Below are 12,276 nucleotides of genomic sequence, written 5' to 3' on the forward strand. Positions count from 1 at the left end.
GGTGAAAGAAACTTGCCGGCTGTTAGGCTGCCGGCAAAGGCATGAATGACTCAGGCTATGGGCACGACATGGTTCAGGGTGCCACCGTGCGGGCCGTCGTAGACGATCGCTTTCATGGTGTTCTCCCGTTAGCGAAACGAAGAAAAATCTCGTCTGCTCAGACTTATCTGTCAGGAAGCCAGGAACCAATGTTCAATTGATTGCAGCGCATGCCTGACGAACGGTCAGCCGCAGCGCCAGCCATCAAAAACAATGAATTTTGTGAGCACGCCGCTATCTATTTGCGCGCGTTGCTCACTGGGAGGGAGTTGACCGGTTGGCGTGTTCAAACAGCACACCTGCGGCCTCTCTCATGAAAATCTCGACAGTCTTGGGGCCAATCCCGTCGAACTCGGACAAGCGTTTTTCGAACGCCTGACGATCGGCGCTGGCCGCCACGATATTCGTTACCTTGGCGGCGTATTCATCGTTCAGTTTGTTGGCCAGCGCCACTAAGCGCGATGCCGTTGACTCGTCGTAACGCACGTAGTGAGCCTGACCGAGCATGGCGACCAGTTGTCGATGCGTGCAACGCGCGAGTTTTTGCGGGGTGTCTCGCTGATGGTCTTCGACGATCACCTGATACGCCCTCGCAGCAATCTCACCCTGGATTCTTTTGCCCATCAGAAAACTGGCGACCAGCCATTTGAACAGGCCTGCTTCGTTCGCACCGTCGAGGTCGATCTGCAAGTCCTGGGCGCTGATGATTTTGGCCATTGAACCGTCCACGAGAAATGTAAAAAAGAATTTCAAAGACTCAGTGTGGTCTATCCAATCCCCACATCAAGAGTCAGCCACCATGAATTTTGCACGTTTCTGCCAGGCGCTTTCCAACTGGGCCGGCAGCTCGAAAACTTTTCTCCTGGCAATTGCCTTGATTGCAGTCTGGGGTTTTACCGGTCCCTACTTTCATTACAACGATACCTGGCAACTCATCATCAACACCTCGACGACCATCATTACCTTCCTGATGGTGTTCCTGATCCAGAACACGCAAAACCGGGACAATGACATCCTGCACCTGAAAATCGACGAGCTGATACGCGCCACCACCGATGCGCAAAATGCGACGTTGTGCCTGGACAAAATGGGCTCCCGAGACCTTCGCAAGCTTCGCGACCGATACAGCTCGTTGGGTGAGAATGATCAGGTCAATCTGCAACCGGAAACGGCCCCGACTGGCGAATGACAGCGGAGCCCGACACTTCTGCGGTTTGGCTCTGTCGATTACATACGCATTGGATCTTTCCATAAGCCTCTGCGGCCCTAGACTGGGTTCAGTCTCTCGGCTCATTTGCAAAGGAAGCTCCAGATCGTGCGCGACTTTGATTGCCAACCCGTTTTGTGCGGCCCCACGTTAAGACTCAGGCCACTGACCGCGAGTGATAGTGAGGGCATGTTTTCGGCGGCCAGCGATCCAGAGATATGGATCGGCCATCCTGCCCGGGATCGCTATCAACGACCGGTGTTCGAAAGCTATTTCGCCGCTCGATTGGCCACGCGTCAGGCACTCACAATCTTCGATATCGACACTGGGCAGATTGTGGGGATGTCGAGCTACTACACGCCGCCGGATCTGCCCGCCAGCATCGCCATCGGCTACACCTTTCTGGTGCGGGAAAAATGGGGTGGTGAAGCCAATCGCGAACTGAAGCAGCTGATGCTGGAACATGCCTTCAGCGCCTACGACACCGTTTACCTGCACATCGCGCCCACGAACATTCGCTCGCAAAAAGCGGCGTTGAAGATAGGCGCGGTGCATGTGTATGACGCTGAGTTGAACCTGTCCGGGGCGGCTGCTTTGTGCAGGTGTTATGGCGTTACGCAGGCGCAGTGGGCGGCGGCAGAACATGGGAATTGGTCGTCTGAGTGAATATCTACCCGATCTGAGTAGCGGAAAAAGAGCAAAGCAGCCCCTCACCGAGGCCGTGCTTTCAGTTTCTGATTTCGCTCAAAAACGCTTTGATTTTTTCATGCTCTTCAAAGGTCAAATCATAAGTAAGCTTTATTTTCTGAGCGGGCAACGGTTTAACCGCAAGAAGTTTATGTAAAAACTGCCACGCTGCCACCATCAGAATCAAAGCCGCCAGATAGGCAAGGAGATAGAAACTGAAGACAAATATAAGTTGCGGGGCATCCTTAAAATCCAGCAACGTCGAAAGGTATATCAAGGTGTCGGTGACAACGATAAACAGAAGGATAAAAATCCATAACAAAAGACTCCGCACTCCAGTTGCAACCTTCATACTTTTTACTCTCTTTTTCCCGAATAACTAACGCGGCGACTCAACAGCCTTTATAGCTCATCACCCTCTTTGCCGTGGAACGATCAGATACCTGTATCTACATAGTACCAACCCCCACTCATATCCGTGACACTGGCTTTTTCCGCCTTATCGGGCTGGTATGCAGCCTGCGGCGAATAGATATACGAGGCATAACAGTAGAAGCACGAAAGATCGATTTGCGCGAACGAAACAGTGCCTTTCTCAGACAGGACACTTATTCTGATTGGGGTTATTCCAGCCTTTTTTGCAGCCGCTCTGACCTTGGCAAAGATCTCGTTCCCGTGACCATCGAAGGGTTTGGCATTGTCGCCATCACCGCAGGTAGAGGCAGGCGAGCTGGCATAGTTACCCGTATCGACAAGTAACGCTTCACACCAGTCCTGATCCTGAAAATAACCAACCTTATGGTCGTTGGCGGTGGCGACCAGCGCATTTAGCCGAGGCACCATATCGGAGCTTGTCGAATCAGCCGTTGCGTAGAGAACAACCAAGAGAACGATCACAAGCGCAGCGACACCCAGCAGGAGGTTAATCAAAACTCCAACCAGGTAGGTAAAAGTTCCCCACAGCGCACGACCCAACGATCTCATGGAGCGCGTCATGACGACTTTGATGCGCCTGCCGGCAGAGTCGTCGCGGTCGCAATTATCCGGGGTGCGTTTGGGTATCTCAGGGTGGGGGCGCTTGCCTTTTCGCTCATGAATCATCCTTGCTCTTCCTTGAAAATCCCGTCCTGAAACTTTGCCGAACTGCAGGACAAAAAACTCCGCGCCGACGAGTCGGATCCTTGTCACGCGCAGTGGCGGAAGGATAACACCAACAGCTTCCGTTCAAACCGTTCTACAGGTTAGCCACGGCCTGCAAATGTTGCGGCAAGGCTTCCAGTATTGGCTCTCGATGAGCAACTTCGCTGAAGCACTCACCCGGTGTTTAACCGTTTCTGGACTGGTGTTTAAACATCACGTCGTCTCATGCCATATAAGCCACAACACCTTGCGACTTTGCCTACAACTCCGCCAGAATCCGCCGGCTTGTGCACTTGGTGGTCCGTCGATAACGTGGCGGGTGTCGCTGATCGACACATTTCAGCAGGATCGGTGTTTCACATTCAGTGCGTTTTTAACCAAGGAATGACCCAGGAAATCAAGGATTCAGATTAATGTCATTTTCCGTCGCGAGCTTCTTCCACCCTTATTCAAAATTCCTCCATGGCGCCGCCTACAATCTGCACCAGAACCTGGAAGGCTTGGGCGTCGTGTCATCGAGCTTCACCGAGCGTGATGAAGCGGGAAAGGTCATCGCAAGCTACTGGTCGCCCGATCAAGCCATGGTGATCACGCTGGGCTTTCTGGTGATGCTGGCACTGCTGCTGATTCCCTTACTGTCGGCAGCGGCCTATACGGTGGGCAAAAAACGTGGCCTGTTCTGCTTCTTCGCACTCCTGATCCTGCCGGGTGTATTGAACTGCCTGGGCCTATTTCCAATCATCAATTACCTGCCCACTCGTTACGCAATCAATGGTGTGGGTAAGCTGGGCAGCGAGGTCGGGCTAATTCCCCTTTTGATGCTGTGCGCTATCACTGGATGGGGCGTCATGGTTCTCCTGTACGACAACCTCAACCTCACTGAACGCTTCCGCCAGATTTACGATCACTTCTGGTTTCCTCTGGCTTTGGTTGCAGCGGTATTTTTCGTGGCGGACAACGGCGCCAACGAAGACACCGCATTGCTGAACGGGGCAACGGTGAACGTCCAGGACGCCAGCGGTTACTTGTTGAGCCAAATCAGGCGCTACGACGATTACTGTAAGGCCAATGGCCTGGATGACCTGAGGTCGTGCCAGTGGAGCCGCGATTCGCAGTGGACCTTCACACACATCAAGGAAGGCGAAGCCGGCTACTTCATTGAATTCGCGCCAGATGACTCCAGAGGTTTTTACGCCGCGAATCGCCGGACCGTGAGCGATGATGATGTGAACGCCATTCGCAAAGAGATCGCCGAATACAATCAACGATTGTGTCCTGTGAAGTACTTTTCCAGTGATATCTCACGGTCATCGCCGCTGTCGAGCACGTGTGAGTACGTGCCTTACCACTATTGCTCGGCCAGACCTGATGGTCCGCCGGGTATTGTGGACGAGGGTATCGGCAGCCACACAGTCGCCTTGGCCAGCGAGTGCATCATCCCCCGGCTCGCAGCTGCCAAACCCTACTTGAAGCAGTTGTCGGCGTTGGTAAGCCAACATGAAAAAGCCAAGAATCATCGTTGGCTGTATTTCCTCGCTGTTGCTTTAGCGATCGGCGCAAAAGTGGCTCTATCCACCACCAAGCTATGCCTGATTGATGCGCGCCCTGTAGCTGACAGACGTATCATTCTACGGGCTGTACGCTACCGACTCGGCCAGTGCGTCCGTTTTATGAAGCGTCTGCTGATTGATTGCGGCCAATGGGCTGGGTTGGTTGCAATTCGCGTATTCAAGCGTTTCAAACGTGGCTAGCCCGAGCCTACTGACATTTTTTGCCAGTAGGCGTAAGACCGCCTCGCCCTAAATCCGTCACGGCTCCAGTTATCGTGTTATCTGCGCTAACGCATGAATGACATCCGCAGCGATCTTTTCAGCAGCGCCCGCCCCGTCAATCCGCAAGAGCGCAGCCCGTTGCTGCGCAATCCACGCCTCATGCCACGCTCGGTTGCGCCCTGAAAAGTCTGGATCGTCGTACTGCGAAGCCCATTCGCGGAATGCCACATGGATCTCATGCATGTCACCGCCGGGCGCTATCCGATCACCGAAGCGCGCCTTTTCACGGGCAGCCAGGCGTTCAAGGCGTACGGGCGTGGGTGTCACTACGAACACAATCAGATCGACAGCAGTGATCAGCGCTTCTCCCCAGCCCATACAAGAACCGGTCAGCAGCCAATCGTTGTCACCAAGCTGTTCCTGGATCATCGACACGCGCTCACCGACAGGCCGTTTGGTGGTGAACGGAGGATTGGTGGGCATCCAGAAGAAATCGTCGACGTCGACGTGTCGTACGTCGAGCAGACGGGCGAGGTTTTGACCCAATGTGGTCACCCCCGCACACGAAGCACCTGTGATAAAAATTCGCACCGTTTCCTCCATGAATACACATCCGTTTCGAGGTCGGCAGGATATCCGATATTCCCCCTGACAAATCGATCCGCCGATGATGATCAGGCGATTCGCGCTCGACGACGGGCCAACACGCCTTGCAAATATCCTGAACCCAATACGATCGCCACCAGCACCAACAGGATCAATCCCCAATTCGCAGGGCTCGGATGTTGGCCAAGGATAACCATCGAACTGAAGATGCCAAACACCGGTATCAGCAGCGACAGCGGTGCCACGCGGGAGATCGGGTATTCGCGCAACAGCAGGTTCCAGCCCCAATAACTGAAGTGCGTGGCGGCATACACCTGGAACGCGAGTGAAAACAGGGTCATCGCATTGAGTTGCGCAGGCAGCGCAATGAAGGGCGCCGAGCCGTGCAGTGACCACGTCAGCAACATCAGCGGGATGGGCGGAAATAGACTGGCCCACACCACGAACGCGAAGATCTCGCGCACTTTCGACACTTTGATGATGACGTTGCCCACGCTCCAGGCCATTGCGCTGCCAATCACCAACGCCAGCCCTGCCCTCGACGCATCACCCGGGCTGCACAATACGATGCCCAGCAACCCGGCGGCAGCCAACAGCGCGCCGAGCAGTTGCGGCCGCCCGAGGCGCTCGCCGAAAAAAATCACGCCCCAGCCCAAGGTGAAAAATGCGCTGCACTGGATCAACAGCGATGCGGTGCCAGGCGGCACTCCCCACGCGATGCCCTGATTGATCAACGCCCACATTGCAACGCCGAAGATCATCCCGTAAGCAGCCAGCCATCGAAACGCAACCCGTGGGCGCTCCACGAAAAACACCCAGGGCAACGCAGCCAGCGCGAAACGCAACGCGGTCAGCAACAACGGATCGATGTCGGCCAGGCCCAGCTTGGTCACGGGGAAATTCAGTCCCCACACCGCAGTGACCAGGATCGCGAGTAGGAGGTGTTTCTTTTGCATGATCAATCGTTCCCGACGCCGAGCGAAAGTGCTCGTATCGGGCAAATATGCAAGTAATCGAGATGGCCCGCTTTCAGTCACAGGCCATCTTTCATTAGAATCGGGCCATGCGAACAATCACCGGCCATCCTTACCAGAACACACCACGCGATGCGGTCGTGACCGCCGCTGAATATGCGGACGGCACGTTGTTCCCGCTGCACGATCATAAGCGGGGGCAGTTCGCCTATGCTGCCAGCGGTGTCATCACGGTATTCACCGATGACGGCAACTGGGTCGTTCCACCTCAGCGCGGTATTTGGGTGCCCGCACAACTCTCTCATTCCATGCAGATGCGTGGTCCGGTCACCCTGCACAACACCTATATCCGTAAGCAAGCGGCGAAAAAACTTGGGCTGTCGGAGCAATGTCAGGTACTGGAAGTTTCACCGTTGCTGCAGCATCTGCTGATGAAAGCCATCGACGTGCCCGCGCGGTATTCCACTCAAGGGCGCGACGGTCATTTGATGAGTTTGCTGCTGCACGAAATCGCCGCGATGCCCGCACTGTCGCTCAATGCGCCGCTGCCGGCAGAGCCGCGCCTGGCGTTGGTGTGTTGCGAGTTTTTGAATCAGCCTTCGCTGGAAGTGGGCATCGATGAGATGGCCGAACGTGCGGGGATGAGCCGACGCACCTTTACCCGGCATTTCCGACTGCACACCGGGATCAGTTTTATCGAATGGCGACAACAGGCTTGTCTGCTCGCAGCGGTGGTGATGCTGGGCAAAGGTCAGTCGGTCACTCAGGTTGCGATGGCGTTGGGGTATAGCAGTTCGAGCGCGTTTGCCACGGTGTTCAAGCAATTACTGGGGGAAGTGCCGAGTCGTTATGTCGTCGAGCAGCATTTTTAAAGATCAAAAGATCGCAGCCTTCGGCAGCTCCTACATAATGTAGGAGCTGCCGAAGGCTGCGATCTTTTGATCTTCAAACGCGCAAATGCCCGCTGTCCGCCGCTCTCCTGCGCAGCAGATTGATCACCAACAGAACGCAGGCCACGATCCCCTGCGAACCGCACAAAAACCCGAACAGCCCCGTGCGAAAAATCACCCAGGCTGCGATGCCCAATAGCAGCGTCAACACCAATCCGAATACCACCCATGGCAGATGAGGCACCGCAGGAATGTCCTCCAGCCCGTCAGCAAAAATGCTCCAGCACGCCCATTGTGAATACAGCGACGCAACCAGCAGCAGTAAGCCCCACTCCGCACCCGCCAGCGTTTGCGAAGTCAGCAGTCCCGTCAGCAAGCCGAGTCCGTACCAGAGGATAAAGCCGATCGTCGCGCTGGCGGGCACGGTGTAGGCTGGCAACGCGAGGCTGATCTGGATCAGTTTGAGAACTTGCAGTCGAGTGATCACGTCGCGCACTCCTGGCGAGTCGCAATGGCCGAATCCGCTGGCCGACTGAGTGACTATAGATCAGCCGTAGAACCCTGTGAGACCTGCGCTCAGACGTTTTTACACGTCAGCCAGGCACCCCAGAAAAGACTGCTGAAAAACCGCGTCGCCTGACCAAACCCGGCGTCATGCAGCAACTGCTGAACCGCCGCCTCGGAGTGCGGAGGATCGGCGCCCTGCAGAATCTTCCCCAGCTTGGCCTGCACCTCTTGCGCACTCGCACCCTGCTGCCGCCAGCGCTGGCCCCAGGCCTGAAGCAACAACGGTTGGCTGGCGTAGGCGTAATGATTGCCCGCCACAATCAATGGCGCGCCCGGCTTGAGCCGAGCCTGAACCGCGCGCAGGATTTGCTGCTTGGCCGCATCGCCCGGCAGATGATGGAGCACGCCGATCAATGTCGCTGCATCAAAGGACGCGTCCGCCGACAAATCTTCGACCTGCCCCAGATGCACCTGCGTTCTGTGCAACAGATCGTTTGCCTGTAGCTGCTGCGTCGCGGCCTCCAGCATCGGCGCAGAAGGATCGACAGCGGTGAACGTCCAACCCGGCTCCAGCGCGCCCATCGCAATGATCTCCTGCGCCGTACCACCCGCGCCAACCACCAGCACCTTGGCCGATCGAGACTGGCCGAGACTGGCGGCCAACATGCACGCGGCCAGATCGTGACAGGCGTCATAACCGGCCAGGGCGATACGACTTTGCTGGGCGTATTCGCTGGCGCGGGCGGTGTCGAATTTTTTTGCAGAGGTCAATTGCATGGCGTTGCTCCTTGTTGTGCGAGCAACTTACGCCATGGGCAGAGACAAGAAAAATTCATTAATTTTATGCGCTGCATTCCCCTGAGGAATGCCCTGCCCGGCTAAACTCCGCAGCTTGCTCGTCCTGCCTCAAGAGGTATCGCTCAGTGTTGAACCGCTATATCGCCTCTCGCGAGAGGATGGCCTCGGATTTAGGCCATGCACGCTTACTGGTCGGCCAGACACTACGCGCGCTGCTGCACGACCAGTACTATTTCAACGGTGAACCGTACTCGCAAGATGTTGGTTCACTGCTATGGCGCTTTGGCGAAGATCAAACCCTTGCGATGTACCTGCTCAGCGATGGTGAAAGTGTCGGCGCCGATCAAGCGGAGCTGCAAACGCCGGCCTCTTTTCGCATTGAGGAGGATGGCGAGTGTTCGTGGCGGCGGGAAGATTTGCTGGCCGAATTACCCCGCCTCGCGGTGGCAGGCAAGCTCATCACACAGGTTCAAGGCGTTATCGACCAGTGGCCGGATCAGCACAGCCGGCTGGTCGCTTTCAAAATCACGTTCGAGACTGGCGACTACTTGATCTATCTGAACCGTGGGGATGACGCCGTTGTGTTGATCAACGAAATGCCGCCGGAGGTGGTGGGTGTCGACACGCGGGTATTGAACGCGTTTTAAATAACGTCGTAATGACAAACCAGTGGCGAATGAAATGCCGCTCGCCACTGGCCAGCGTCGTACATTACTCAACCAGCAATGCCTGAAGCCCCTTGTGTCCCTCGACGATCAGGCTGCGGATCAACGCCTGATAATGCTCGGCTGTATTCGGCTGTTGCAGGTCGAAACTTGCTGACCAGGTAACGAGCGTCTGGCTGCAGTCCGTCAACGCCACCAACCGAACCGTCGCCACGTAATTATCCAGCGGCAAAGGTGCTTCTTCGAAACGATAAGACAGCGTCAACCCACGATCATCAACCGACAACAACCGCTCCCTGACCCCTGCGCCATCGGCGAGGAAGAGTCTGCGAATACAACCGGTCAGGCCATCCGGCATGCCACCTTCGATCTCGCTACTCACGATCGAAGGATGCCATTTATCGATCTCGCCAAATTTCTTCAACACGCTCCAGACCTGTTCTGCGTCGCCCTCCAGAACAGCGGAATACTCAACCATCGTCATCGTATAAACCCTTTCAATAAATCGTTCGCCGATCCCGGCATCAGGCACGCCGGGATCGGTGGATGCTTAGGCTTCGAACTGGTGATACACCTTGGCAATCACCTTCCAGACGCCGTCCATTTTGATCAGCGTCAGGTAGTCGTTGTAGTCGGCGCCAATCGCATCGTTTTCCATGTCGACGCGCACCACGGCAGTGGTCGGCGTGATTGCCAGGACGTCCAGGCGCGTGGTGATTTGAGGGGCGCCGCCGTTCTTCTCGACAAAGTCGAACAGGTTGGTGATCGGCCCACCCAGCAGTTCGCCATTGGTGAAGCCGTACATCACTGCCTCTTTATGGAAGGCTTGTGCAACGCCGGCAGCGCTGCCGATCCGCAGTCCTTCGACGTACTGATTGGCGGTGGCGATGACAGCGTTGTACTCAGCGGTCGGTACTGCCTTGATGTTTTTTGACATGGTTGTTTCCTCTTGATGAAGTCGAGCGATCAGAGTCGCTTGTGGGTACAGCAGATGGGGTAAAACCGCCGCTATAAGCGTCACCAATCCTGACGCGTCGGCGAGATGATCAAGTCGTTGACGGTGACGTTTTCCGGCTGATTGAGTGCGTAGATCACCGCCCGAGCGATATCGTCCGGTGCGATGGCGATCCGGTTAAGCGCCTGGGCCGCCTTGCGTCCCTCGGGATCACTGACCTTGTCCGCCCAGCCGGTATTGATCACGCCGGGGCTGACCGTGTTGACGCGGATGCCATGCTGCACACCGAGTTCCTTGCGCATGGACTCGGTCATGGCCTGGACGAAGAATTTGGTAGCGCTGTAAACGCCTGCGGCCGGGCCGACCTGATGACCCGCCACCGAGTCCATGTTGAGGATCTGCCCGGACTTCTGCTCGAGCATCACAGGCAGCACCGCCGCGATGGCGTTGAGATAGCCTTTGATGTTCACGTCGATCATCTTTTCCCAATCCTGTACGGCCAGATCGACCCAGTTGGAAAACAGCATCAGCCCGGCGTTGTTCACCAGAATGTCGACGGTGCCGTAGGTTTCCCGGGCGAATCTGGCCAGTGCCTGAGTCTGCTCCGCTTGAGTGACGTCAGTGGTGAACGCGACCACTTCATGGCCGGCTTCGCGCAATTGGCCGACGAAGGCTTCCAGGCCCTCTTTATCCAGTGCCGCAGCCACCACACGGACACCCTCTGCGGCCAGCGCGCGGGTGGTTGCCGCGCCGATACCAGACGATGCGCCCGTGACGATGGCGACCTTGTTTTGCAGATAATTCATGCTCACACCTCTTGGCGATAATGCGTTGGCGACCCTGCGTCGTAGCGGGCGCAGGTCGTGGTTTTTCAGGCGTTGGCGGTTGGCCAGTCGGTGTAACCCTTGGCGCCACCGCCGTAGTAACTCTCGCGTGGCGCGATGGTCAGTTCGAGCCCACGACGTAGACGCGTCACGAGGTCGGGGTTGGAAATGAACAGACGACCAAACGCCACCGCATCAATCCGGCCCTGCGCCCGACGCTCCAGTGCCATCGCCAGGTCGTAGTTGTTATTGCCGATGAATGCCCCTGTGAACTGCGCACTCAATGCATCCAGATCCACACCTTCAGGCACGGTGCGCGAGGTGGCCGTGGCGCCTTCGACGAAATGCAGATAGGCCAGATCGAGGGGGTTGAGTTGCTGGATCAGATAGCCGTAAGTCGCCATGACATTGCTGTCGGGCGGCGTGTTCCCGGCATCCGGCGTGACCGGCGAAAGACGAATCCCGACGCGCTCGCTGCCCCAGATCGAGACCACGGCTTCGGTGACTTCCAAGGTCAGTCGAGCGCGGTTTTCAATGGAGCCGCCGTATCGGTCCGTGCGCTGGTTGGTGGAATCGCGCAGGAACTGGTCGAGCAGATAGCTGTTGGCGGAGTGCACTTCCACGCCATCGAAACCGGCGCGCTTGGCATTTTCGGCGGCCAGCCTGTACTGCTCGATGATCCCTGGAATTTCCCAGGTCTCCAGTGCGCGCGGCATCGACACCTCGACAAAGCCTTTTTCGGTGTACGTGCTGCCTTCCGCCTTGATCGCCGAAGGTGCCACCGGCGCAGCGCCGCCGGGCTGTAACTCGACGCTGGAAAAACGCCCCACGTGCCACAACTGGCTGACGATTTTGCCGCCCGCTGCGTGTACGGCGTCGGTGACTTTTTTCCAGCCGGCGACCTGCTCTTCCGACCAGATCCCCGGCGTCATCGCATAGCCTCGGCCCTGCGCGGAAATATTCGTCGCCTCGGCAATGATCAGGCCGGCACTGGCGCGTTGGGCGTAGTACGTCGCGTGCATTTCATTCGGTACGCCGTCTTCGGCCATTCGGCTACGGGTCACCGGAGCCATGACAATCCGGTTGGCCAGTTGCAGTGCGCCCATGGTTACGGGTGAAAAAAGGTCGGTGTCTGAAGCGTAATCCGTCATAAATCCTCACAATCAATAGACCGGTCGTCTAGTAAACAAACCCAAAAAAAACGTCCCTGTG

Annotated in this window: 16 protein-coding genes; 5 read left to right on the forward strand and 11 right to left on the reverse strand. The window is 56.6% G+C overall.

Translation table 11 applies throughout. The features are described 5' to 3' along the window. Window positions 1–294 precede the first annotated feature (294 nt). A complete protein-coding gene (locus PMI37_RS23375) occupies window positions 295–756 on the reverse strand; it encodes a hypothetical protein (protein WP_008085638.1) in 462 nt (153 codons plus the stop codon). 82 nt (window positions 757–838) lie between these two features. Between PMI37_RS23375 and PMI37_RS23380 the strand changes: the two genes are divergently transcribed. Both PMI37_RS23380 and PMI37_RS23385 read left to right on the forward strand, forming a co-directional pair. Further along, window positions 839–1,228: a low affinity iron permease family protein gene (locus PMI37_RS23380; RefSeq protein ID WP_008085640.1), complete on the forward strand. Its 390-nt coding sequence runs from the start codon at window positions 839–841 to the stop codon at window positions 1,226–1,228. A 126-nt stretch (window positions 1,229–1,354) separates the two neighbouring features. Further along, complete coding sequence (locus PMI37_RS23385; protein WP_238552726.1) at window positions 1,355–1,912, forward strand: GNAT family N-acetyltransferase; 558 nt, start codon at window positions 1,355–1,357, stop codon at window positions 1,910–1,912. Between the two features lie 61 nt (window positions 1,913–1,973). On the opposite strand, the gene PMI37_RS23390 is transcribed toward PMI37_RS23385, so the two are convergent. Together PMI37_RS23390 and PMI37_RS23395 are read right to left on the reverse strand one after the other, a co-directional pair. Next, window positions 1,974–2,285, reverse strand: a complete 312-nt coding sequence (locus PMI37_RS23390) for a hypothetical protein (protein WP_008085645.1) — start codon at window positions 2,283–2,285, stop codon at window positions 1,974–1,976. 83 nt (window positions 2,286–2,368) lie between these two features. Then, on the reverse strand, window positions 2,369–3,034 hold the full coding sequence (locus PMI37_RS23395) for a hypothetical protein (RefSeq protein ID WP_008085647.1): 666 nt from the start codon (window positions 3,032–3,034) through the stop codon (window positions 2,369–2,371). 452 nt (window positions 3,035–3,486) lie between these two features. Between PMI37_RS23395 and PMI37_RS30975 the strand changes: the two genes are divergently transcribed. Next, window positions 3,487–4,824 carry a hypothetical protein gene (locus tag PMI37_RS30975; protein ID WP_008085658.1) on the forward strand — a complete coding sequence of 446 codons (1,338 nt, stop codon included), beginning with the start codon at window positions 3,487–3,489 and terminating at the stop codon, window positions 4,822–4,824. Window positions 4,825–4,893: 69 nt separating this feature from the next. On the opposite strand, the gene PMI37_RS23405 is transcribed toward PMI37_RS30975, so the two are convergent. Further along, window positions 4,894–5,448 (reverse strand): adenylate kinase, encoded by a 555-nt coding sequence (locus PMI37_RS23405; RefSeq protein WP_008085660.1) that lies wholly within the window; start codon window positions 5,446–5,448, stop codon window positions 4,894–4,896. Between the two features lie 71 nt (window positions 5,449–5,519). After that, the gene (locus PMI37_RS23410; RefSeq protein ID WP_008085662.1) at window positions 5,520–6,407 is read right to left on the reverse strand and encodes an amino acid metabolite efflux pump; all 888 of its coding nucleotides are present in this window, start codon (window positions 6,405–6,407) and stop codon (window positions 5,520–5,522) included. Between the two features lie 107 nt (window positions 6,408–6,514). On the opposite strand from PMI37_RS23410, the gene PMI37_RS23415 reads away from it, so the two are divergent. Next, complete coding sequence (locus tag PMI37_RS23415; protein WP_008085665.1) at window positions 6,515–7,297, forward strand: AraC family transcriptional regulator; 783 nt, start codon at window positions 6,515–6,517, stop codon at window positions 7,295–7,297. 73 nt (window positions 7,298–7,370) lie between these two features. On the opposite strand, the gene PMI37_RS23420 is transcribed toward PMI37_RS23415, so the two are convergent. Both PMI37_RS23420 and PMI37_RS23425 read right to left on the reverse strand, forming a co-directional pair. Next, window positions 7,371–7,802 (reverse strand): hypothetical protein, encoded by a 432-nt coding sequence (locus PMI37_RS23420; protein ID WP_008085666.1) that lies wholly within the window; start codon window positions 7,800–7,802, stop codon window positions 7,371–7,373. Between the two features lie 89 nt (window positions 7,803–7,891). After that, window positions 7,892–8,599 carry a class I SAM-dependent methyltransferase gene (locus PMI37_RS23425; RefSeq protein WP_008085668.1) on the reverse strand — a complete coding sequence of 236 codons (708 nt, stop codon included), beginning with the start codon at window positions 8,597–8,599 and terminating at the stop codon, window positions 7,892–7,894. Window positions 8,600–8,745: 146 nt separating this feature from the next. On the opposite strand from PMI37_RS23425, the gene PMI37_RS23430 reads away from it, so the two are divergent. Beyond that, window positions 8,746–9,267 carry a hypothetical protein gene (locus tag PMI37_RS23430; protein WP_008085670.1) on the forward strand — a complete coding sequence of 174 codons (522 nt, stop codon included), beginning with the start codon at window positions 8,746–8,748 and terminating at the stop codon, window positions 9,265–9,267. Between the two features lie 64 nt (window positions 9,268–9,331). On the opposite strand, the gene PMI37_RS23435 is transcribed toward PMI37_RS23430, so the two are convergent. From PMI37_RS23435 to PMI37_RS23450, 4 genes are all read right to left on the reverse strand, one after another. Next, the gene (locus PMI37_RS23435) at window positions 9,332–9,817 is read right to left on the reverse strand and encodes an SRPBCC family protein (protein ID WP_238552727.1); all 486 of its coding nucleotides are present in this window, start codon (window positions 9,815–9,817) and stop codon (window positions 9,332–9,334) included. A gap of 18 nt (window positions 9,818–9,835) precedes the next feature. After that, a complete protein-coding gene (locus PMI37_RS23440) occupies window positions 9,836–10,222 on the reverse strand; it encodes a nuclear transport factor 2 family protein (RefSeq protein ID WP_008085674.1) in 387 nt (128 codons plus the stop codon). Between the two features lie 80 nt (window positions 10,223–10,302). Next, window positions 10,303–11,046, reverse strand: coding sequence for an SDR family oxidoreductase (locus tag PMI37_RS23445; RefSeq protein WP_008085676.1), 744 nt, complete (start codon window positions 11,044–11,046; stop codon window positions 10,303–10,305). Window positions 11,047–11,111: 65 nt separating this feature from the next. Then, complete coding sequence (locus PMI37_RS23450) at window positions 11,112–12,215, reverse strand: alkene reductase (protein WP_008085678.1); 1,104 nt, start codon at window positions 12,213–12,215, stop codon at window positions 11,112–11,114. Between the last annotated feature and the right edge of the window lie 61 nt (window positions 12,216–12,276).

The sequence above is a fragment of the Pseudomonas sp. GM80 genome, assembly GCF_000282515.1.
In the GTDB taxonomy this organism is placed as follows: domain Bacteria; phylum Pseudomonadota; class Gammaproteobacteria; order Pseudomonadales; family Pseudomonadaceae; genus Aquipseudomonas.

What these genes read in the sequence shown, in the direction of transcription:
- PMI37_RS23395 (WP_008085647.1), bottom strand. Translation starts at nt 3,034, where the DNA reads ATGATTCATGAGCGAAAAGGCAAGCGCCCCCACCCTGAGATACCCAAA.
- PMI37_RS23450 (WP_008085678.1), bottom strand. Translation starts at nt 12,215, where the DNA reads ATGACGGATTACGCTTCAGACACCGACCTTTTTTCACCCGTAACCATG.
- PMI37_RS23445 (WP_008085676.1), bottom strand. Translation starts at nt 11,046, where the DNA reads ATGAATTATCTGCAAAACAAGGTCGCCATCGTCACGGGCGCATCGTCT.
- PMI37_RS23425 (WP_008085668.1), bottom strand. Translation starts at nt 8,599, where the DNA reads ATGCAATTGACCTCTGCAAAAAAATTCGACACCGCCCGCGCCAGCGAA.
- PMI37_RS23380 (WP_008085640.1), top strand. Translation starts at nt 839, where the DNA reads ATGAATTTTGCACGTTTCTGCCAGGCGCTTTCCAACTGGGCCGGCAGC.
- PMI37_RS23405 (WP_008085660.1), bottom strand. Translation starts at nt 5,448, where the DNA reads ATGGAGGAAACGGTGCGAATTTTTATCACAGGTGCTTCGTGTGCGGGG.
- PMI37_RS23375 (WP_008085638.1), bottom strand. Translation starts at nt 756, where the DNA reads ATGGCCAAAATCATCAGCGCCCAGGACTTGCAGATCGACCTCGACGGT.
- PMI37_RS23410 (WP_008085662.1), bottom strand. Translation starts at nt 6,407, where the DNA reads ATGCAAAAGAAACACCTCCTACTCGCGATCCTGGTCACTGCGGTGTGG.
- PMI37_RS23390 (WP_008085645.1), bottom strand. Translation starts at nt 2,285, where the DNA reads ATGAAGGTTGCAACTGGAGTGCGGAGTCTTTTGTTATGGATTTTTATC.
- PMI37_RS30975 (WP_008085658.1), top strand. Translation starts at nt 3,487, where the DNA reads ATGTCATTTTCCGTCGCGAGCTTCTTCCACCCTTATTCAAAATTCCTC.
- PMI37_RS23415 (WP_008085665.1), top strand. Translation starts at nt 6,515, where the DNA reads ATGCGAACAATCACCGGCCATCCTTACCAGAACACACCACGCGATGCG.
- PMI37_RS23440 (WP_008085674.1), bottom strand. Translation starts at nt 10,222, where the DNA reads ATGTCAAAAAACATCAAGGCAGTACCGACCGCTGAGTACAACGCTGTC.